The organism is Thiomicrorhabdus marina (assembly GCF_017571465.1).
In the GTDB taxonomy this organism is placed as follows: Bacteria; Pseudomonadota; Gammaproteobacteria; order Thiomicrospirales; family Thiomicrospiraceae; genus Thiomicrorhabdus; species Thiomicrorhabdus marina.
Window position 1 is genome coordinate 23,109 of sequence record NZ_JAGETV010000017.1, and the last position, 20,160, is coordinate 43,268.

The following is a 20,160-nucleotide window of genomic DNA, read 5'->3' on the forward strand; positions in this document are numbered from 1 at the left end:
TTAATGTGATTCAGAAAGTTTACTATACATCTCAAACAGGTGGTTGACCCGTTCCAGTGGGGTTTTGAAGGTTTTGCCTTCTGGGTGGTAGAGTTTATCGACGGCTTTGTCTAGCGCTTGGTGGGCTTTGCGCAGGGAAGGCGGCATTAGGTTGGGATCGTACAGGTCGGCAAGGCTGGTTTCGCGGTCTTTGGCAAATTCTGCCTCGCGCGCATCAAGGATTTGTTGCGCCAGTTTTTCGATTTGTGCTTTTTGTTGGTCATCGGTTTGCGGCCAAGGGAAATTGTTATAAACCAGTTTGGCGGAATACTGATAATCGCTTTTTAAACGGCCGGTAACGGTTCGTACCCAATCCATATGCATTTCAGAATTTAATATTCCAAACTCAAAAAGTGTGGCATTGGGTACCATCTGAACTTTATTGCTAGGAATAATTGAATTGTCCATAAAAGCCATTGGGATATATAAACGTCTCTCGGAAGACACTTCTGGTATAGCGATTAATGAGTTGTAACGATGGGACTCCCTGAATAACCAAGGTGTTGAAGATTTTTCCTGCGTCCCTTTATCGGGGCTTGCTAGGCGCATTTGTTTGACCCCTTCAAATCGGCTGTTAATCTCAGGTAATAAGTTTAACTCACGAAGCTCTTTGGTCGTTGCATCAGGAAGCCATAGGCAATAGCGTTTAATATTATTGATAAATTCCCTGCCGCCAACAATTTGTTTAATCCATTTGGTCAATTGCGGATACTTGGAAACCAATTCACGAAATTCTGGTTCATTCATCAAAAGGTTTCCTCCATCTAAAGGCATATTCCCTTTCGACATTTTTGGAACATCACCTAAAGGTTTTGAACGGTTTGCAATAACAATATTTGCGGCATCAATCAGGTAAGGATTGATATTGCTGATTTGTATTTCCACTGGCGCGCCTTTGATATCGGGATAATCAAACAGCACTTTGTTTTCGGGTTTGGTGGCTTGTTGGCCGCTAAAACCAATAATGACGCAGTGCACAGCGGCTTTGCCACTGGCTTCGTTATTCCATTGAAAGGTGCGGTGCGCAAAATCAACCTTAATGCCCAAGTCTAAAATCGGTTGCCAAAGGGTCGCAACCTGTTCGCCCATGGTAATCGAATTGGTGGACACCAAAGCGCAATGGGTGGTGGACGTTTGGACAAATTGTGCCGCTTTATAAAACCAGTTAGAAACAAAATCGAGTTGTTTCGAATTTTTGATTTTGCCGAAAATTTGGCTCTGTAATTCACGCTGTGTTGGGGTTTGATATTTGGAACCCACAAACGGCGGATTGCCAATGAGGTAATTCAGGTTTTCGGCGTCAATAACGTCATTCCAGTCGCGTTCGAGTGCATTGGCGTGATGAACCTGGGCATGTTCTTTGAGCGGCAGCAAATCCGGTTCATGTCCAAAGCGTTTGGCAAATTCCACATTCATTTGGTGTTGCGTCAGCCACATCGCGACTTCGGCGATGCGTGCTGGCCATTCATCGATTTCAATGCCGTAAAAGTTATTGAGCGGAATCGCAGGTTCAATCTCTAAACCGACTTGAAATTGCGCGTCTTCAGCGTGTTGTGCTTGTAAGATTTCCAGCTCTAAACGGCGCAGCTCGCGGTAGGTAATAATCAAGAAGTTGCCACAACCGCAGGCTGGATCCATAAAGGTTAGGTGGCGGATTTTGTCTGTCAATGCTTGCAGTTTGCTGTTGCGAGATTTGTCGCTTTTGACTTTTAAAGCGGCGTTAAATTCACTTTTTAGGGCGTTTAAAAACAGCGGTTCAATGGTTTTAAGAATGTTCTCTTCGCTGGTGTAATGCGCGCCAAGATTGCGGCGGGCGGTTTTGTCCATAATTGATTGGAACAGACTGCCGAAAATCGCCGGACTAATGTCTTTCCAGTTAAACAGACAGCATTCGATTAATTGCTCGCGCATGCCGACGCTAAAGCTTGGCATGTCGATGCGTTCTTTAAACAGGTGGCCGTTGACGTAAGGAAAGGCTTGCAGCTCGGGAATCAGGTTTTTATTGCGGTTTTCCGGCGGTTTGTCGAGAACTTGAAATAGTTTATGCAGATGCATTTCGGTATCAAAACCGCTTTCGTCGGTAAATTGCAGCAGATATTGGGTGAACTGGTGGCGGTTAAAGACGCCGGTATCTTCGGCAAACAGACAGAACAGCACGCGCACCATAAATACTTGCAGTTCGTGACCGCTAAAACCACTTTGGTCGAGTGCGTCGTGCAAATCACCCAGTAGGTCGGCGGCTTGTAAGTTGAGTTCGACTTCGGAAATTTCTTGTACTTTCTGCCCGACCATAAAATCGAAAAGGTGCAGATTATCGACCAAATCGGCCAATTGGAAGGAGTAGTCTTTTTGGTCGTCCAAATCGTATAGACGGAAGGTGTCGAGATCGCACGTTAATACATAGCGCGGCAGATCTTGGTCTTTTAGACCTTTAAAGTAATTTAATCCTTGGTGGTAGGCTTTATCGAGGTTTTGTCCGGTCGATTTCATCTCCACCAACAGCACGCCCGGCCAAAACAGGTCGATACGTTTGGTGCCGCTGGTTTCATCGATTTTTACCGGTAATTCAAAACTGGCAACGCGACGGCGACTAACGCCGAAAATAGCAAAAAAATCGTTTAGAAAACTTTGCGATTCGGCGTTTTCTTTAACCGCCTCGGCGTAATCAAGACTGAATTGGTGAGCGTTGTTGCGAATGTTTTGTAGAGATAGAGCCATAACTTAACTTTAGGGATGTTTTTATGGCAGAAAGTTTAGCATTTTAAGCGATGTGGTAAATAGCAAATAGTTACTGCAACATCTGGCTTTTCGGCACCGACATATCTTTGCTTAGATCCCATTCGGCGTTTTCCAGTGCTTGGCTAATAATTTTCAAAAGTGGGCCGGTCAAATCGGCATGAAATGGTAATACCAAGCCTTTTCCTTTATTCGGCTCGAGTATAAAAACGGCCAGCTCCGGTTTGTTTAAATCTTGAAAGCGGATTTTAGCGAGCAGAACGGGATCTTCACCAAGCGGAAATTCTGGATTCTCTGGCGCTTGATAATCGCTTAGGTAATCACCGCTCTGTTGGCGTTCTTCTTTCTCAGCATCATTGTGTAAAGTGTTTTCATGATCAAATAAGTATTCGCCGCTTTTAGGATGCAGGCCATGTAGTGCCGGTAGCAAAAGTTGACAGAAACGACGAGTCACCCAAGTCAAATAAACATGGTCATTGAGGGTTTTAAATTTTAAGAGTATTCTGTCCTCAAGTGGTTGGTAAGTGGCTTGAATCTGATTTATTTGGTCGCTCACTGGCTCTGTCCGCAAAGTCTGTCTCGGGGGCGCTATTGTATCAAACTGGATTGTTATTTCGGTCTTTTGCTGTGCTTTTGCTGTGTTTCACGGCAAATGCTTCTGCGTGGGCAGACCATGAGCTACAAGCTATAGAAGAGCAAGCAACGGAGCCGGATATTAAAGATCGTCAGGCGGTTGAGGATGATCTTAAGTATTTTTTGGAGCAGTTTCACGGCAAAGAGTTTGTTGACTGGATGAAAGGGCTAATCGGTCTTAAATATGAAGTGACCGACTATCTGGATGATGTAGGTGATAATGTCGATAAATTTCTTGGCGATGAGACGCTACAGGTAGAGCGTCGCGGCAGCGTTTTTAAACTGTATCTACCGTTTACCTATTATGATCGTGGCGTTTTGGAAAGCACGCCGAAATTCCGCGCTTATATCGATATGCCGCGCACTAAAAAACGGATGCGGCTGTTGATTTCTTCTTTTGATGAAACCAATCTGGATAATGCTGACGATTCTCTCAATGCTACGCCGAATCTTGGACAAGGCGGTTTGGATGATGACTCGGGTACTTCGATTGCCGCGCAATATTTGTTGGATAGTCGTGAGAACCGTCTATTTCAATTTGACTTAGGGGCGAGGGTTTCCGGTCTTAAATTTAATCCTTATGCGCGCTTACGATTCCGTTATAAAACTAAATTCGATAACTTCGTGGTCAGTCGCAGTACACAAACATTGCTGTATGAGCGAATCCGCCATTGGGTATGGGAAATGCGCCAGGATTTCGACTATCAGACTGCATCCAATCATCTGCTTCGTAGCGAAACTCGAGGCACTTGGCTGGTCGAAGATGAGCTGTATCAAATCCGTCAACGCGGTATTGTGTTCTTCCAGATTAATCAGCACCGAGTGCGTTCTTATTTTGCCGAAGGCTATTTTGACTATGATCGAAATGGTTTTTCTGCCCAGCAATATGCACTCGGCATGAACTGGCGTGAAAAGCTCTATCAGGACTGGCTATTTGCGGAGATGGAACCACGTTTAAGTTGGTTTGCCGAGGATGATTTTGATAGCACTCAATTCAGTATTCGCTTTATGCTGGAAATGCATTTCCGCAAGCACTGAATGGTTTCGGTGCCTTGTAGGTTTAACAAATTTTGTTATTAAAAGCGGAAATTGTCACGGTTCATCAAATAAGAATGTATCGGTCATTTCGAGGAGCAACGCGACGCGGCAATCTTTGTTAAGTGGGCAGCATTGAACTGATTACGCGTCTTTTGGCGAGAGCAAGCCCGGCAAAAATACTTCCGTTAATAACAGCGGAGCGCCGCGCTCTTCAAATATTGAACGGCGTGCAAAGCCAGGTAATTTGCCGAGCATAGGGTTATTCATATGCGGCATTAAATGTGGCCAGTAATTCAGTGAGTCTTTGGAAAATTCAAAGCTGGAGCGTTTAACACTCGGCATTTCAAATAGCACTTCGCCGAGTGGTTTATTACCAAGTTTTTGTAGTTCCTGCCAAGGATTGTGCGGCCCCATCGCCGGAATCACCGTGCGCGCATAGACCCAGTGATTACCGTTACATTTCAACAATACACAACGTATCCAGACTTCTTCATCCATTGCCAAACCGAGCTTTTGCGCTTCGCTGACCAATGGCGCTTCAAAACATTCCGAAAGCACCTGTACCTCCAGTTCCGGGCATAGATTTCTTAGTTTGGCGGTCAACGATGTTGGGGTTTTCAGCCAGTCATGAATCTTACGCGAGGGGGTGATGCGACTGAGCAGTCCGGCCGGTTTCCAAAACTGCGGACGGATTACCTTAACTTGGGCTTTTTCTTGAATTAGCGCTTTGATTTTGGCGAGTCGGTCAAGTGACATGAAAAATCCTATGCATTCTGATATTCGGTTTTATAGCCAATCCAGCGCTGTTGCAAGGCATTGACCTGTTGCGGATAACGCTCGAGCATCAAACGGCTGTAATCTTGTGCGTTTTCAATAAAAGCGGCATCGCGTTGCAAATCGGCAATTCGTAGTTGAATGCCACCGGTTTGGCGGGTGCCGAGAATTTCACCCGGCCCACGAATTTTAAGGTCTTCTTCGGCAATTCTAAAGCCATCATTGGTTTCACGCATAATATTTAGCCGCGCCTTGCCGGTTGTCGAAAGTGGCGGTTGATAGAGCAAAACACAATGGCTCTGCTTTTCACCACGCCCGACCCGGCCACGTAGCTGATGTAATTGCGCCAAGCCCAAGCGCTCTGCATTCTCGATAATCATTAGGCTGGAGTTGGGTACATTGACGCCGACTTCAATCACCGTGGTCGCCACTAATAAATCCAGCTCGTGATTTTTAAAGGCATTCATCACCATCGCCTTCTCTTCGCCCTTTAAGCGACCGTGCACCAATCCGACGCGTAAATCCGGCCATTGGTCGGTGAACTGTGTTGCGGTGACTTCGGCCGCTTGAGCATGCAATAGTTCTGATTCTTCAATTAGCGGACAGACCCAATAGGCTTGCACGCCTTGCTTACATTTGGCGTACAGGTGTGCCATCAGTTCATCACGCTTCACATTGCTCATTACCGCGGTTTCTATCGGCTTACGCCCCGGCGGAAGTTCGTCGATAACCGAGAGTTCCAAGTCGCCATAGGCTGTCATCGCCAGAGTCCTAGGAATGGGGGTAGCGGTCATAATCAATTGGTGTGGATGCATTTCTAACTTGCCTTTTTGAGCCAGCTTTTTGTTGGATTCAGTCTTCCGTTGCTCATGTACACTTTGAGTACATTGCGCTACGGGTACTTCATCCGCCGCAATCTGACTCAAAAATTCATCGTTAGAGGACTTGTCAGCTTCACTTTCATCATTACCTTCTAGCACAATAGACTGGCCTTTCTGTTGAAGGGTTAGGCGTTGGTGCACGCCAAAGCGGTGTTGTTCGTCGATTATTACCAGCCCGAGGCTTTGGAAGTTAACCGCATCTTGGAACAGTGCATGGGTGCCGACAATAACTTGTGCTTCGCCGTTTTCAATCTGCGCCAACATATAACGCTTTTCCGCGGCTTTCATGCGGCCGTTAATCCACGCCACGCCAATATCTAAGGGCTCCAACCATTCCTTGAAGGCTTGCAGATGTTGCTCGGCAAGGATTTCGGTTGGCGCCATAATCGCCACTTGATAACCGGCTTCAGCGGCTTGCACCGCAGCGATAGCAGCAACTACGGTTTTACCGGAACCGACGTCACCTTGCACTAGGCGTTGCATTGGGTGGTTGTTTTGCAAATCTTGTTGAATGTCTTTTAATACTCTCTGCTGCGCACCAGTTAGGCTAAACGGCAGTGAGGCAATCAGTTCATTGACTTTACGGCTTGCTCCGAACTGCGGCGCGAGCCGTTTCTGTTCTTGCTGTCGCAGGAGTTGCAGGCCAAGCTGTTGGCTAATCAGTTCTTCGATAATCAGACGGCGTTGCGCAGGATGTTCGAAGTTTTTAATGGCGATTAAATCGTCGCTGGCTTGCGGCTGATGCAAGGTTTGAATCGCTTGATTCAATGTCGGCAATTGCAGCTCTTGCAGAATCTCATTCGGTAGCAATTCCGGTAGCGGGTTTTGTTGCGTCAACTCCAGTGTCTGCTTAATCAGTTTCATTAAGCTTGGTTGGCCTAGACCGTCAGTGGTCGGGTAAACGGGTGTCAGCGTGGTTTCCAGCGGTTTCGGTTTTTGTAGATTAATAAATGAATAGTTCGGATGCACCATCTCTAGCCCATTCGAGCCGGAGCGCACTTCACCATAGACACGCACGGTTTTGCCGCGAGTAAAGCTCTGCGCTTGACGATAGTGATAATGGAAAAAACGTAAGGTCAAGCAAGCACCGGAATCGGATTGCAAGGTGACCAATAGACTATTACGACCGCCGCGGGTCATCGCTTGGGCAATGATAGTGCCTTCGGTTTGTGCTTCGACTCCTACCAAAAGTGATTCAATCGGTTTTAGGGTGGTCTTATCCTGATAACGCAGAGGCAGATGCAGCAGCATATCCTGCAAGGTGTGCAAGCCGAGCTTATGCAGCTTTTCGAGCTGCTTTTCGCCAACGCCTTTGAGTTCGGTTAGGGGAGTCGTTTCAAGCATAATCATCAATAATCTGAGTCTGTTCGGATTGTAGCAAATTGTGAAGGCACTGGCGTTATGCAATCGTGTTGTAGCTGAATTGTCATCTACTTTTTGGTACAGTTGCGCTGACTTTTCAGAAGAGCAGAATTTATGATAAAGCTTGTGGTAATTGATTTAGATGGCACTTTGCTAAACGCCGAACATCAGCTGGGGGCGAAGACCATTGAAACTTTGCAAGCGACGCATGCTGCCGGTTATGAAGTGATGATTGCCACCGGTCGGCATTTTCAGGATGTGTATCTACTTGCCCAGCAGTTACAGATTCCGGTCAGTTTAATTACTTCGAACGGCGCGCGCGTGCATGACTGCCGAGGCCAGTTACTGTATGAAAACCATATTCCGCAACAACTGGTCGAGAAGGTGATTGAGCTATCCTCCGGTTACTCGGTGCATCGTAATATTTATCAGGGTGATGTCTGGCTGGTAGAAGAGGAAAATAAACCGCTACTGGATATTCATCACGCTTCCGGTTTTGGCTATCAGTTAACCGATTTCACTCATATCGACCCGCAGCATATCGACAAATTCTATTTCAATGCGACGCATGAAAAACTGCAGCCGTTGGAACAAAAACTACAGCAGGCGCTTGGCGATCAACTGTATATCACTTTTACCACCGAGATTTATCTGGAAGTGATGAATAAAGGGGTTTCTAAAGCGACTGCATTGTCGCAGCTTTGTCAGGTAAAGGGCATTGAGGCAAGTGAAGTGATTGCTTTTGGTGATGGCTTTAATGATGTCGGTATGTTGCAGTGGGTTGGTCATCCGGTGATTATGGAAAACGCTAATCCTAAGTTAAAGCAACAAGTTGTTAACGCTAATATTGCGAAAAGCAATGTCGAAGAGGGTGTGGCGGATTATTTACTGAATCACGTGTTAAAAAATTCCTGAATTTTCTACTTAGTCCTTAGCACTAAGCAGCAAAGCGTTCCATTTTGCTGTTGAGTTGCAGCATTTCTTGTTCATTTATTTCGAGAATTGCACTGCATTTATCCAAGGTTATTTGGTGTTTTTCACTTAACTGTTTGTATTTGTTACGTGAGCGAATATCAAATAAATGTGCCATTTCGATTAGAGCGACATAGCGGCGCAGTTGCGGATTTTTAATCAAATCAATATTTGGTTCATGATGCAATAAAATGGTTTGTGCAAGTTCAGTCGGCAGTTTGAGTTCAGTGGCCATTACATAGCCTAGAGCGCTATGTGTCGTGCCGTAGCGATCATATTCGCTTTCATTGGTTGAGTGGTATTGACGTTGTTTGCTATGAAACGTTAGGCCGTAGCTGTGATCCAGTTGATTAATTGCAAAAGATCCTATGTCATGCACTAATCCGAGTAGGTAAGCTTCTGCTTTTTTAATACCTTGGGTTAGTTCGGCAATCGTGCTGGCTATGGAAGCAATCATTTGGCTGTGGTAGCTAAGCCCGTTCATTCCTTTATCCAAGACATTATTTTTTAGGTGGATTGCTAGAATATAATGACGAAGGTTAATCATGCCCAAACGGAATAGTGCGCCGTCAAGATCTCTGATTTTAGTTGCTTGAGGTGGATTAAATACCGGCATATTGGCGATAGAGACCAGTTCTGCGGCAATATAAGGGTTGGCGCTGATAAGCTCGACAATTTGCTTAATATTCGGGATGTCGTGAGTGGTTAGCAAAGTTTGCAGTTCCAATAATTCTTTGGGGAGAACTGGCACGTCTATCTGAGAGATTAGCTTATACGCGATGTTTACTTCCGTACCGTAATGTGACATAAGTAGTAATCCTTATGGCTTAATATTTTTTTATTATATTTAAAACCTGTCCTTTTGCCATATTTTTTGTAACGAAATTTGTCTTTTGTGCGTTTTTATTTACTCTATAGGGGAAAATAAAACAGCCGCATTAAGCGGCTGTAAAGTTTCTATCCGTAAAGAAGGGAGCTTTAATAGCTTGATAATGCCATTACCCCGTCCATTTCCACATCGGTACCTTTTGGCAGCTCTTTTACTGCAACTGCGGCACGTGCTGGATAAGGCTCCTTAAAATATTGCGCCATAATTTCGTTAACGGTCGCAAAGTGGCTCATATCCGTTAAGAAAATATTCAGTTTCACAATGTCTTGTAGACTTCCACCAGCTGCTTCACATACCGCTGATAGGTTTTTGAATACTTGATGGATGCGTTCGCTGATGTCGCCTTCTGCAAGTTCCATGGTTTCAGGAATCAAAGCGATTTGGCCTGAGAGATAGACGGTGTTGTCGTAACGAATCGCTTGAGAATAAGTGCCAATCGCTTGCGGTGCTTTGTCAGTGCTGATTACTTGACGCATAGGGAATTCCTTTAGTTTCGTTGAATTTTTTGCACAATCGATAGACGTTTCAGCACGCGCATCACTTGCGCCAGATGCACTCGGTCACGTACCTTAATGACGAAGTTCATTAAGCTGTAGCTTTCGTCTTTGTCATCCGAATTGACTCGATCGATATCGGTATTCGTGCTGGCGATGGTACTGGCAATCGTTCCCAAACTGCCACGAACATTATCGACTTCCAGTTGTAGTTCGGCGAGGTAGGTGCCTTCAACTTCATCCGCCCAATGCAGTTCAATGCATTTGTCAGGTTGGGTTTTCAATTGTTTGACATTTGCACAACAGTCGCGATGGATAACCAAGCCTTTCTCTTTAGAAATAAAGCCCAGAATATTATCGCCCGGTAGAGGGTGGCAGCATTGTGCGTAATGAATCACCATTCCTTCGGTACCGGTAATCGGCAGAGTTTTGTCTTGCAGGCTTGCTTGTACTTCTTGGTCGCTGCCGGAGAAATGTTGAATCTGTTTGGCGACCAACTGAGGCATACGATTACCGCTACCAATTTCTTCTAGCAATGTTTGCCAATTGTGCAATTGCAGCTCATCGAGGATTTGTTGCTGTAATTCTTCCGAGATTTCAGTGCATTTGATTTGGTAGGCTTTTAAGGCGCTTTCCAGTAAGCGTTTACCAAGGTTCAGAGCATCGGTCGCTTTTAGATGGCGCATGAAATGACGAATTTGGGTACGAGCTTTTGCGGTAGTAACAAACTGCAACCAACTGGCTTGCGGAGCAGGATGACGGCCTTTGATAATTTGAATACTTTCGCCGCTTTCCAACATTGTACGTAGCGGTGCGGCCTTTTTATCGATGCGACAACCAATGGTCGCGTGACCTAAGTCTGTGTGCAGTGCATAAGCAAAGTCAAGTGCCGTTGCTCCGCGTGGCAAGGTGATAATGTCACCTTTTGGTGTGAAGACGTAGATAACTTCTGGGAACAGATCGATTTTAACGTTTTCCAGGAAGTCGAGAGAGTTACCAGCACTCTGTTGAATTTCCAGTAGGTTCTTCACCCACTCCTGTGCCAAGGTATCAACTTGCGATAGTTTATTATCACCGTTTTCGCCTTCCTGCTTGTATTGCCAATGCGCGGCGATACCGTGTTCGGAGACATCGTGCATCTGTTCGGTACGAATCTGCACTTCTAAGTGGGCATTGTTATAAGGCCCCATGACGGTGGTGTGCAAAGATTGGTAACCATTTTTCTTTGGTACGGCAATGTAATCTTTGATGCGCAGCGGTAATGGCTTATACAGAGAGTGTGCTGAACCGAGTGCGCGGTAACAGCTGTCGATATCCTTAACGATAATGCGAAAGGCAAAAATATCCAGAATTTCTGAGAATTTACGGCCATGCATTTTGCGATACAGACTGTATAGATGTTTTTCACGTCCTATCACTTGTCCTTCAATACCGTCTTGGTCGAGACGATGCTGAAAGGTATCGGCAATCTGTTTCAGGGCTTCGTTTCGACCGCCGCGCACTTGCTGGAGACGTTTTTCAAGAACAGCATGTCGGAATGGATATTTGGCTTTAAAGCAGAGATCTTCGAGTTCGATGCGAATTGCATTAATACCGAGCCGAGCAGCGATTGGTGCGTAGATTTCCAAGGTTTCATCAGCGATGCGAGCCTGTTTATCGCGACGCATAGCGCCCATAGTTCGCATATTGTGTAGACGGTCGGCAAGTTTAATCAGAATAACGCGGATATCGCGTGACATTGCCAGCATCATCTTCTGAAAGCTTTCTGCTTTCGCTTCTTTGGCGCTGGCAAATTGTACTTTGGCAAGCTTGGTAACGCCTTCTACCATATCGGCAACACTTTCGCCGAAACGTTCGATGATGTCTTCTTTGGTAAAAGGCGTGTCTTCGACTACGTCATGCAGAATCGCTGCTATAAGACTTTCGTGGTCGAGTTTATATTCGGCTAGAATTTCGGCAACCGCGACCGGATGCCAGATGTAATCCCCACCGGCTTTACGTTTTTGCCCTTCGTGTGCAATCGCACCAAACTCAAAAGCTTGTCTGATGCGTTCGACTTGTTCAGGGTTGAGGTAGGCGGATGTTTTTTCAATTAGACCATTAATTGAGGTGGGGGTTGCCATCTGAGCGGACGTTCCTTAGTTAAAGAAAGGAGGAGTGTCTGGGTCGTCCATTACTACTTTTCCGTCAATGGTGTCTTCGGCTAGTTCGCGTAACGCCATAACGGTTGGTTTATCGTTGTCCCATTCTAGGGTTGCTTCAGCGCCGTGCGCTAATTGACGAGCGCGTTTCGCACTAAGAATTACTAGTTCAAAACGGTTCTCTACTTGTGTTAGACAATCTTCAACGGTGACGCGTGCCATCTTATATGAATCCCATAAAAATTTGAGTAAACAAGTAATGTATCAAAATCGCCGGTAAAAATAAATGCTGTAAGTTGCGGATTTATCAGTTTTTTTAAAGAAACTTATGTAGAGTGCTTTGTACGAAATGATTAATGATCAAAAATGGTTAAAATTCCCCTGAACATCGTTAAAAATCTAGCGAATATCTAGATATTCGCTGTAATTTTTGCCTCGTTCAGTAAAATTTTTCCTCATTTTATGATTCACTCCTCATTCGTGCAAAGCACTCAGGGGATTGACGCTGTGAATGGTCTGTATTGGGCATGATTAAGGCGGAGATAAAGCAATCCGCCTAGATATGTATTCGGTTTTATTCGCCCAATAGGCCGCTGATGAGGTTTTTGTGAGTTTGTGCTTGAGCGTTTTGTCTCAGGCGGCCGGCTTTAAAGATGCTGTGTAATTCTTCCAAGGCTTTTTCGAAATGGTAATTAATGACGATGTAGTCGTATTCGTGATAATGGGACATTTCACTGACTGCTTCGTTCATGCGACCGGCGATAATTTCTTCGCTATCGGTACCGCGATTGTTTAAACGACGGTTTAGCTCTTCCAGAGATGGCGGCAGAATAAAAATAGAAGTTGCTTCCGGCATCAGTTTACGAACCTGCTGCGCCCCTTGCCAATCGATTTCCAGAATTACGTCTTTACCGGCTTTCAGTTCGCTTTCCACGGCGGATTTTGAGGTGCCGTAGTAGTTGCCGAAAACTTCGGCATATTCCAGAAAGTCGCCATGTTCGATTTTTTGCTTGAACTCTTCAATACTTGAAAAGTGGTAATTGACGCCGTCATGTTCCCCTTGGCGTTTTTCGCGAGTAGTGGTTGATATCGAAACGATGATATGTGAATCCTGCTCAATGAGCTTGCTGACTAATGACGTTTTACCGGCACCGGACGGTGCAGAAACAATATATAAAGTACCACTCATAACAACGACTCCAAGGGCAATCCGCTATCTTTATCTTTTGCCGTTTAAAAGTTGATACGGCGCTTGTTTGACAACGGGCGAGGTTAAAAATAATGCATAAGTTTACCAGAGATTATCCGTATCGGCTGAGACATAGCGTTGCATAGAATTGTGTCGATGATTTTGCGTACCATCTACAGGCAAATCTATTACAATTGCTGTCATGCATAGAGAAAGTATTTTTTTAGTCGGGCCGATGGGGGCGGGTAAGTCCACAGTCGGCAAGTTATTGGCGGACAAACTGCACTACGAATTTGTCGATAGTGACCATGAAATCGAAGCGCGAACCGGTGCGACTATCCCGATGATTTTTGATATCGAAGGTGAGTCAGGTTTTCGTGATAGAGAAGAGTCAGTGATTGATGAGTTGACTCAACGCCACGATATTATTTTGGCGACCGGTGGCGGCGTGGTCGAACGTGAGCCGAATCGTCAGCATCTGCGTAGTCGCGGTTTTGTGGTTTATCTACAGTCGTCGGTTGAATCTTTGATTCAGCGTACGCGGCATGATCGTAATCGCCCTTTGTTGCAAACCGATAACCCGGAGCAGGTGCTCAAGGACTTAATGGAGCGCCGTGAACCGTGGTATCTGGAAATGGCGGATTTGGTCATCCAGACTCAACAGGTTCCGGTGCATCGCGTGGTCAAGCAGATTTACGACCGTCTACAAGAAGAAAAAATCGTTTAAGAGATTCAAGATGAAAACACTAAAAGTCGATTTAGGTGATCGCAGTTACCCGATTTATATCGGTCAAGGCCTTCTGGGCAATGCTGAACTGGTTAAGCAATTTGTGCAAGGGACACAAGTCTTAATTGTTACCAATGAAACGGTAGCGCCACTGTATCTGGAGCAGTGCAAAAAAGCGTTTGCGGATTTTGATACTCATGCAGTGGTTTTGCAGGATGGCGAGCAGTATAAAACGCTGGAAGAATTGAATAAGGTGTTTGATGCGTTAATCGGTAGCCGTTTTGACCGCAAATGTACTTTAGTTGCATTGGGCGGCGGCGTTATCGGTGATATGACCGGTTTTGCGGCGGCGTCTTATCAGCGCGGTGTGAACTTTATTCAAATCCCGACCACGCTACTATCGCAAGTGGACTCTTCGGTTGGTGGTAAAACCGGTGTTAACCACCCGATGGGTAAAAACATGATCGGTGCTTTTCATCAGCCGCAGTGCGTGGTGATTGACACTGATACTCTGAATACCTTAGAAGATCGTCAGTTGTCAGCCGGTTTGGCAGAAGTCATTAAATACGGCTTGATTGTCGATTTACCGTTCTTTGAATGGCTAGAAGAGAATCTGGAAAAACTGTTGGCGCGTGAGCCGGAAGCACTTTCTGAAGCGATTGAACGTTCTTGTCAGAATAAGGCCGATATTGTCGCGCAAGATGAGAAGGAAGCCGGTATTCGCGCTTTATTTAATCTTGGTCATACCTTTGGTCATGCGATTGAAGCAGGCATGGGCTATGGTGTTTGGTTGCACGGTGAAGCAATCAGTGCCGGAACCATGCAAGCGGTTTATATGTCGAAATTATTGGGCGATCTGACAGAGGCCGACCAAGAGCGTACCGCAGCGATTCTTGAGCGTGCGCGTTTGCCGATTGTTCCGCCAACGGTGGCAGAAATGGATAAGGCGAAATTCCTTGATTTGATGTCTGGCGATAAAAAAGTTCAGGCCGGTACAGTTCGTTTGGTGTTGTTAAAAGCGATTGGCGAAGCCTATGTTACCGGTGATTATCCGCAGGCGTTGTTGGAAAGAACACTGGATGAATTAAGACCATAATTTTTTCTGGCGATCTTTATCAAAAACGGTACATTAGACAATCTAATGTGCCGTTTTTTGTTTTTGGGAGAGAGAAATGAACAGTTGGAATAATGTGCAGGGCATTAGTTTTTCGATGCGTGGCGACGTCAGCCTTATCGAAGTCGATAATGTCTATGCGCAAGCCAAAATGACGGCGCACGGTGCAACGGTTTTAAGCTTTTGCCCGAAAGATCCCGCCGGACAGGTAGGCGAGGATTTATTATGGGTGAGTGAGAATGCTTCCTATGATGGCAAAGCGGCGATTCGCGGCGGTATTCCTGTCTGCTGGCCGTGGTTTAGTGGCTATCAGGAGGAGTTCAATGCGCCTTTGGAAGATGATGTTGAGGCGCCGGCACATGGGTTGGTTCGTAAAAAAGCTTGGCATATCGACCGCATTGAAACTTTGGAAAACGGCGCCACCTTAGTTGAGTTCGTAACGCAATCGGATGAGCAAACCCGCGCCATTTGGCCGTATGAATTCACCTTGTCGCTGCAAGTGGTAATCGGCGAAACATTGAGTTTAACGCTGACTACGACCAATCGAAACCCGCTGCCGCTTATCATTACCGAAGCGCTGCATACTTATTTCAATTTGTCGGTAACTAAGGATATTACGCTTAATGGTCTACAGGGGTCTCAAGAAGTTGATACCTTGAAAGCCAATAAAACCCGTATTGTAGATGGCGGTTTGTCTGTTAGTTCGCCAATTGATAATGTCTATTTGACTGTCCAGTCATCGCTCTTAACAAGTGTTGATGATCAGCCTAGTTTGCAAATCGACTCGTCGAATGCGGCGTCTTGTGTGGTATGGAATCCGGGGTCGGAAACGGTTAAAGGCTTTAAAGACATCGCCGATGATCATTGGCCGCAGTTCTTATGTATTGAAAACGGCAATGTTTGGAGTGACCGAGTGATTATTGAACCTGAAACGAAGCACCGACTACAGATTGCAATCAGCAAACCGTAAAGTCGGAGTTGTAAGTAAGGTTTTATGCTTTGTTAATCAATTTGGCAACATAAAGCAAGATGCCGGCGCCGATGGTTGCTGTGATTATTGAGCCGATGAAACCATTGGCGGAAATCCCTAGTAAATTGAAGACAAAACCGCCGATGACGGCACCAATGACGCCGATAATAATATTACCAAAAACGCCAAAGCCACGGCCTTTCATTAACTTTCCGGCTAACCAACCGGCAATTGCGCCGATAATGAGAAAAACGATTACATTCATCTAGAGTCTATTCCTTTATGACTTAATTTACAGAGGAAGCTTCTCGAGACTGAATCTTATAACAGCCATTGCTCACTAATAAGTTGATTTGAAATCAATTTATCCTCTCAAAAGCATGTCTTATACGTAATTTTAATTAATATAAAAGCATTACGTTCTATCCCGAGGCGCCTTTGTATGATACTCGAACGAAAACTTACCTTTAACCTTCTTTTAACCATCGTTAGTTTAGTGACATTGATTTTATTAGTGTCCAGTTGGGTAATGTACACCGAAATTAAATCCAATCGGTTTGATGCGGCACAAAATATGTTGATGCATCATGTTAAGGATGCCGGGATGGATGTAGGGTTGGAATTTAAGGCAAAAATAAGTGCCGCTTTGACATTGACCACTGATGACACGCTCACTGACGCTTTGCAGGAAAGTAACCAAATTTACGCTGCCTTAGATAGTGATCAGCGTCAGCAAAAAATAAAACAGTTGGATCAGCGTTGGCGCGCTTCCGAGGTTGAAGAACCATTCGTACAGTCCTATCTTTCCAACTCTGTCGCACAAGCTTTAAAGAATCAAGAAGCGGCTTTCCCAAATGTTTACGGTGAACTGTTTTTAACCAACCGTTACGGTGCTTTGGTTGGCTCGACTGCCAAACTGACCACCCTGGCACATGGTCATAAGTATTGGTGGAAAAATGCGTTTAAAGAAGGCTATGGGAGTATTTTCTTAGATGATCGTGGCTATGATGACAGTGTTGGAGACTATGTCGTTGGCGTTGTTGTGCCGGTCAAAAAGAATGGTGAAGTGATTGGCATTCTCAAAGCTAATGTGCGAGTGATAAGCGCTTTGGGCGAATTGGTGGTACGACATAATGCGTTACAAGAATCTGAAATTCTGATTGCCCGCTCACAGGGGAAAATTGTGTTTCGAGAAGGTTTGGAGCCGTTAAGCAGAGAATTACCGCCACCATTAATGGATTTATTGAAGGTTCCAAATCTGGAAAGCAGACAAGTTAAGTTGAACGGTGTCGATTACTTTGTTAGTCAAGCACCGTTGAAAATAGATTTCCTTGGTAATTTTGTCGAGCTGGGTGGCACTCCTTCTTCCATTGATCATTCTCAGGGCAATATGGGTGAAAACTGGCATATTTTTGCCTTAAGAAGTACAGATAGTGTTTTGTCTTCATGGTTTGATCGACAACCCAAACTTATCATCGGCGTTTTTATTCTTGTCATTTCGACCTTGCTCATTGGTTGGTGGGCAGCAAGGGTGATCAGCCATCAACAGTCCGAACTCCGTCGTCACCTAGACCGCTATAATCAGCAATTAAAACATGACGTCGAGGTAGCTATTAATGAGCGTAAAGCTGCTCAGGAAATTCTGCAACATCAATCCAAAATGGCCATTATGGGGGAGATGATTGGTTTAATTGCTCATCAATGGCGGCAGCCGCTCAATGTTTTGTCGATTCGTATTCAGAAACTACGCCATAGCTATTTAGAAAACAAAGTGGATGCGGCGTTTATTGATGAATTTATTGAAAGTACTCAGCGAAATATTGAATACATGTCGCAGACGATTGATGATTTCCGAAGTTTTTTCCGTACCGATCGTGTTAAGCGCCCATTCGAGTTAAAGCAAATTATTTATGAGGTGCTGAATCTACAAGGAACTCTTCTTAAAAAGCATAATATTGATGTGACTATCGAAGGCAAGCCTTTGCATCTTGTCGGTTTAAAGAATGACATCAAACAGGTATTTATGAACCTGTTCAGTAACTCTAAGGATGCGTTTATTAAGCAGTCTGTTTATCATCCTCGAGTTTGGATTCGGGTAACTGAGACGGGTGTTAGCTTTGAAGATAATGCCGGCGGCGTTCCAGAAACAACCTTGTCTAAATTATTTAATGCTTACTTTACGACCAAACCGGAAGGGTCGGGGACAGGATTGGGTCTACATATGTGTAGACAGATTGTTGAAGAGAAAATGGGCGGAACTATCCAAGCGAGTAACACCCCAAATGGTTTAAAAATCGTAATGAATTTCTCGACAACGGCTATTTTTGACTCAGATGAGGTTGATGAACCGGAAGAATCGGTTGACATGAATTTTTCAGCACCTGCTACAGAGGCTTCTCTGGATGGCTCGGTTAAACAAGAAAATTCCAGTGCGATGCTAAATGTACAGGAATTGAAAAAAGCCAAAGAGCAGGGCGTAAAATCAGTTTTGTTGGTTGATGACGATGAAATTAGTCGCACTATTCTCGACGAGTTTTTGACGGCTAACGGCTATATAGTAAGTAATTTGGAAAATGGCCAGCAAGCGCTAGAAATACTTTCTCACTCCGAATATTTATTCGACTATGTTCTAATGGATATCCAAATGCCGGTTTTAGATGGCATTGACGCTACCAAAAAAGCTCGTCACAGAGGGGTTTCGATACCTATTCTGGGCTTGTCTGCCTATACGGATGTTGAGCATCAAAAGGCGGCCAAAGAAGCCGGTATGTTAGGGTTGGTTAGTAAGCCTATTAACGCTGAGAAATTATTGGTGCGACTAAGTGAAATCGATAAAAATAGTGATCATACATGATTAGGTTTGCACTTCCCTAGCAAAAGCTACGACAAGCCTTGGCCTTTATTGAAGTTTAGGTAGATACAAGATTAGTGAGTGACAGCGAAAAACTACGATTAGAGCACCAAGCGGCGAAACTGTTTATGCATCGTTACGAAAGACAATTTGCTGTGCCGATGCGTCATATTTGGCATAACTCACCGCGTAAGCCGGATGTCAGTTGTTATCTAGATGGTAAACAGTTGGATTTGGAAATTGCTCACCTCTATGGTAGCGAGGAAGAAGCTAAACAGGTCTTGGGCAGAAGTTTGTCGGCTCGAACCAAGAAGGCTCTGCAACATCTGCAAAAAACACCGCCAACCCATCGCTTGCTCGAAGCGCTTAACCAAGTACTATTGAGTAAATCCAAGAAATGCTATGACTCGAAAAAAGTCTGGCTGGTCATTCGTAACCTCAATCCGCACTGGCAAACTGCGGAATTCGCTCAGCACTCGCATCTTATTGCGCAAATCGACCATCATCCATTTGAACAAATCTGGCTGCTCAGCAATCACGATCATGGATTGGAATGTAATATTTTGCGTTTGGATGCTTAAGAACGCAGATAGAAATCTCGCCCGACTCGATTGATATGCTCAATTAAATCAGGATTATCGATTTGTTGGAAAATGGATAGGTCTATTTGATATGGCAGTAAGAGGTCATCCAATTCACTTTCCAGGTGGGTGAAGGTTTGCCAATCAAGCGTATTCATTATTGTTAAATCAATATCCGAGGCTGGACGAAAGGTTCCTTTGGCGCGAGATCCGTAAATGACCACTTTTGTAACTTGCGGGAAGGCAGAAAAAACAGACTGGATTTTGCTTAAGTCGTTTCTGTTTAAGCCAAATATTTCAGGAGAGGGTTTAGTCATCAGCATATTGTGATTTCTGTAAGAAGGTATTGAAGAATTCTGAAAATAGCTGAGAATACTGCGTTTGAATGTTCTGCAAAATTTGTTGAGCAGTTTCTTCGTTGTATGTATGGACGGTTCGATTACGGTCCTGCAACATTGCGAGCCAAGCGTGACCATCGGAGATTAATTCGCGCTTGAAGCCTTCACGAATTGCATCGCGAGAGCCGGAAATAGTCTCAGCGCCTTGCCAAACTAGGTAGTCGCGTAATACATTCCAAGCCAACTCGTAGGTAAATTCAAATGCTTGAATTGTGCCTTGTTTTTCGATATTGCTTAGAGGCCGTTGTTCCATTAAATCCAAAGCTTCTTTTAGTTGCGAATAGGCTTTTTGGAAGTGGTTAAAACGTTGTAGCCAGCGAATATCTTGCGTCATGGTCGGAATGTCCTAAAAATGGATGGTTGAATTGTAG

Annotated in this window: 19 protein-coding genes; 7 read left to right on the forward strand and 12 right to left on the reverse strand. The window is 44.8% G+C overall.

The window, feature by feature from the left end; genetic code table 11:
• Together J3998_RS09325 and J3998_RS09330 are read right to left on the reverse strand one after the other, a co-directional pair.
• Complete coding sequence (locus J3998_RS09325; RefSeq protein ID WP_208150391.1) at positions 1–2,757, reverse strand: DNA methyltransferase; 2,757 nt, start codon at positions 2,755–2,757, stop codon at positions 1–3.
• A 70-nt stretch (positions 2,758–2,827) separates the two neighbouring features.
• Positions 2,828–3,331 (reverse strand): hypothetical protein, encoded by a 504-nt coding sequence (locus tag J3998_RS09330; RefSeq protein WP_208150392.1) that lies wholly within the window; start codon positions 3,329–3,331, stop codon positions 2,828–2,830.
• Between the two features lie 71 nt (positions 3,332–3,402).
• Here J3998_RS09330 and J3998_RS09335 point away from each other — a divergent pair, with 71 nt between their 5' ends.
• On the forward strand, positions 3,403–4,446 hold the full coding sequence (locus J3998_RS09335; protein ID WP_208150393.1) for a hypothetical protein: 1,044 nt from the start codon (positions 3,403–3,405) through the stop codon (positions 4,444–4,446).
• Between the two features lie 141 nt (positions 4,447–4,587).
• Here the strand turns inward: J3998_RS09335 and J3998_RS09340 are convergent, their stop codons facing one another.
• Both J3998_RS09340 and recG read right to left on the reverse strand, forming a co-directional pair.
• Entirely contained in the window at positions 4,588–5,202 is a 615-nt protein-coding gene (locus J3998_RS09340; protein ID WP_208150394.1) for a chorismate--pyruvate lyase family protein, read from the reverse strand.
• An 8-nt stretch (positions 5,203–5,210) separates the two neighbouring features.
• Positions 5,211–7,445, reverse strand: coding sequence for an ATP-dependent DNA helicase RecG (gene recG / locus J3998_RS09345; RefSeq protein ID WP_425086094.1), 2,235 nt, complete (start codon positions 7,443–7,445; stop codon positions 5,211–5,213).
• Positions 7,446–7,577: 132 nt separating this feature from the next.
• Here recG and J3998_RS09350 point away from each other — a divergent pair, with 132 nt between their 5' ends.
• Positions 7,578–8,378 carry a Cof-type HAD-IIB family hydrolase gene (locus J3998_RS09350; protein WP_208150396.1) on the forward strand — a complete coding sequence of 267 codons (801 nt, stop codon included), beginning with the start codon at positions 7,578–7,580 and terminating at the stop codon, positions 8,376–8,378.
• A gap of 22 nt (positions 8,379–8,400) precedes the next feature.
• Here J3998_RS09350 and J3998_RS09355 read toward each other — a convergent pair whose 3' ends face one another.
• The 5 genes from J3998_RS09355 to gmk all read right to left on the reverse strand — a co-directional run bounded on the left by J3998_RS09355 (position 8,401) and on the right by gmk (position 13,148).
• A complete protein-coding gene (locus J3998_RS09355; RefSeq protein WP_208150397.1) occupies positions 8,401–9,243 on the reverse strand; it encodes an HDOD domain-containing protein in 843 nt (280 codons plus the stop codon).
• Between the two features lie 170 nt (positions 9,244–9,413).
• Positions 9,414–9,800, reverse strand: coding sequence for a RidA family protein (locus J3998_RS09360; protein WP_208150398.1), 387 nt, complete (start codon positions 9,798–9,800; stop codon positions 9,414–9,416).
• Between the two features lie 11 nt (positions 9,801–9,811).
• On the reverse strand, positions 9,812–11,941 hold the full coding sequence (locus J3998_RS09365; protein WP_208150399.1) for a RelA/SpoT family protein: 2,130 nt from the start codon (positions 11,939–11,941) through the stop codon (positions 9,812–9,814).
• Positions 11,942–11,956: 15 nt separating this feature from the next.
• Positions 11,957–12,181, reverse strand: coding sequence for a DNA-directed RNA polymerase subunit omega (rpoZ, locus tag J3998_RS09370; protein WP_208150400.1), 225 nt, complete (start codon positions 12,179–12,181; stop codon positions 11,957–11,959).
• Between the two features lie 352 nt (positions 12,182–12,533).
• Positions 12,534–13,148, reverse strand: a complete 615-nt coding sequence (gene gmk, locus J3998_RS09375) for a guanylate kinase (protein ID WP_208150401.1) — start codon at positions 13,146–13,148, stop codon at positions 12,534–12,536.
• 202 nt (positions 13,149–13,350) lie between these two features.
• On the opposite strand from gmk, the gene aroK reads away from it, so the two are divergent.
• The 3 genes from aroK to J3998_RS09390 all read left to right on the forward strand — a co-directional run bounded on the left by aroK (position 13,351) and on the right by J3998_RS09390 (position 15,959).
• Positions 13,351–13,875, forward strand: a complete 525-nt coding sequence (gene aroK, locus J3998_RS09380; RefSeq protein ID WP_208150402.1) for a shikimate kinase AroK — start codon at positions 13,351–13,353, stop codon at positions 13,873–13,875.
• 10 nt (positions 13,876–13,885) lie between these two features.
• Complete coding sequence (aroB, locus tag J3998_RS09385; RefSeq protein WP_208150403.1) at positions 13,886–14,971, forward strand: 3-dehydroquinate synthase; 1,086 nt, start codon at positions 13,886–13,888, stop codon at positions 14,969–14,971.
• Positions 14,972–15,047: 76 nt separating this feature from the next.
• Positions 15,048–15,959 carry a D-hexose-6-phosphate mutarotase gene (locus J3998_RS09390; RefSeq protein ID WP_208150404.1) on the forward strand — a complete coding sequence of 304 codons (912 nt, stop codon included), beginning with the start codon at positions 15,048–15,050 and terminating at the stop codon, positions 15,957–15,959.
• A gap of 22 nt (positions 15,960–15,981) precedes the next feature.
• Here J3998_RS09390 and J3998_RS09395 read toward each other — a convergent pair whose 3' ends face one another.
• Positions 15,982–16,224, reverse strand: coding sequence for a GlsB/YeaQ/YmgE family stress response membrane protein (locus tag J3998_RS09395; RefSeq protein ID WP_208150405.1), 243 nt, complete (start codon positions 16,222–16,224; stop codon positions 15,982–15,984).
• A gap of 177 nt (positions 16,225–16,401) precedes the next feature.
• Here J3998_RS09395 and J3998_RS09400 point away from each other — a divergent pair, with 177 nt between their 5' ends.
• Both J3998_RS09400 and J3998_RS09405 read left to right on the forward strand, forming a co-directional pair.
• Positions 16,402–18,813 carry a hybrid sensor histidine kinase/response regulator gene (locus J3998_RS09400; RefSeq protein ID WP_208150406.1) on the forward strand — a complete coding sequence of 804 codons (2,412 nt, stop codon included), beginning with the start codon at positions 16,402–16,404 and terminating at the stop codon, positions 18,811–18,813.
• Between the two features lie 74 nt (positions 18,814–18,887).
• Positions 18,888–19,391: a hypothetical protein gene (locus tag J3998_RS09405; protein WP_208150407.1), complete on the forward strand. Its 504-nt coding sequence runs from the start codon at positions 18,888–18,890 to the stop codon at positions 19,389–19,391.
• On the opposite strand, the gene J3998_RS09410 is transcribed toward J3998_RS09405, so the two are convergent.
• Positions 19,388–19,708, reverse strand: coding sequence for a nucleotidyltransferase domain-containing protein (locus J3998_RS09410; RefSeq protein WP_208150408.1), 321 nt, complete (start codon positions 19,706–19,708; stop codon positions 19,388–19,390). The genes J3998_RS09405 and J3998_RS09410 overlap by 4 nt on opposite strands.
• Positions 19,701–20,123, reverse strand: coding sequence for a nucleotidyltransferase substrate binding protein (locus J3998_RS09415; RefSeq protein WP_208150409.1), 423 nt, complete (start codon positions 20,121–20,123; stop codon positions 19,701–19,703). Before J3998_RS09415 ends, J3998_RS09410 begins: the two co-directional genes overlap by 8 nt.
• Positions 20,124–20,160: the final 37 nt, after the last annotated feature.

What these genes read in the sequence shown, in the direction of transcription:
- J3998_RS09350 (WP_208150396.1), top strand. Translation starts at nt 7,578, where the DNA reads ATGATAAAGCTTGTGGTAATTGATTTAGATGGCACTTTGCTAAACGCC.
- rpoZ (WP_208150400.1), bottom strand. Translation starts at nt 12,181, where the DNA reads ATGGCACGCGTCACCGTTGAAGATTGTCTAACACAAGTAGAGAACCGT.
- aroB (WP_208150403.1), top strand. Translation starts at nt 13,886, where the DNA reads ATGAAAACACTAAAAGTCGATTTAGGTGATCGCAGTTACCCGATTTAT.
- J3998_RS09390 (WP_208150404.1), top strand. Translation starts at nt 15,048, where the DNA reads ATGAACAGTTGGAATAATGTGCAGGGCATTAGTTTTTCGATGCGTGGC.
- recG (WP_425086094.1), bottom strand. Translation starts at nt 7,445, where the DNA reads ATGCTTGAAACGACTCCCCTAACCGAACTCAAAGGCGTTGGCGAAAAG.
- J3998_RS09340 (WP_208150394.1), bottom strand. Translation starts at nt 5,202, where the DNA reads ATGTCACTTGACCGACTCGCCAAAATCAAAGCGCTAATTCAAGAAAAA.
- J3998_RS09360 (WP_208150398.1), bottom strand. Translation starts at nt 9,800, where the DNA reads ATGCGTCAAGTAATCAGCACTGACAAAGCACCGCAAGCGATTGGCACT.
- J3998_RS09355 (WP_208150397.1), bottom strand. Translation starts at nt 9,243, where the DNA reads ATGTCACATTACGGTACGGAAGTAAACATCGCGTATAAGCTAATCTCT.
- aroK (WP_208150402.1), top strand. Translation starts at nt 13,351, where the DNA reads ATGCATAGAGAAAGTATTTTTTTAGTCGGGCCGATGGGGGCGGGTAAG.
- J3998_RS09325 (WP_208150391.1), bottom strand. Translation starts at nt 2,757, where the DNA reads ATGGCTCTATCTCTACAAAACATTCGCAACAACGCTCACCAATTCAGT.
- J3998_RS09395 (WP_208150405.1), bottom strand. Translation starts at nt 16,224, where the DNA reads ATGAATGTAATCGTTTTTCTCATTATCGGCGCAATTGCCGGTTGGTTA.
- J3998_RS09365 (WP_208150399.1), bottom strand. Translation starts at nt 11,941, where the DNA reads ATGGCAACCCCCACCTCAATTAATGGTCTAATTGAAAAAACATCCGCC.
- J3998_RS09410 (WP_208150408.1), bottom strand. Translation starts at nt 19,708, where the DNA reads ATGACTAAACCCTCTCCTGAAATATTTGGCTTAAACAGAAACGACTTA.
- gmk (WP_208150401.1), bottom strand. Translation starts at nt 13,148, where the DNA reads ATGAGTGGTACTTTATATATTGTTTCTGCACCGTCCGGTGCCGGTAAA.
- J3998_RS09400 (WP_208150406.1), top strand. Translation starts at nt 16,402, where the DNA reads ATGATACTCGAACGAAAACTTACCTTTAACCTTCTTTTAACCATCGTT.
- J3998_RS09415 (WP_208150409.1), bottom strand. Translation starts at nt 20,123, where the DNA reads ATGACGCAAGATATTCGCTGGCTACAACGTTTTAACCACTTCCAAAAA.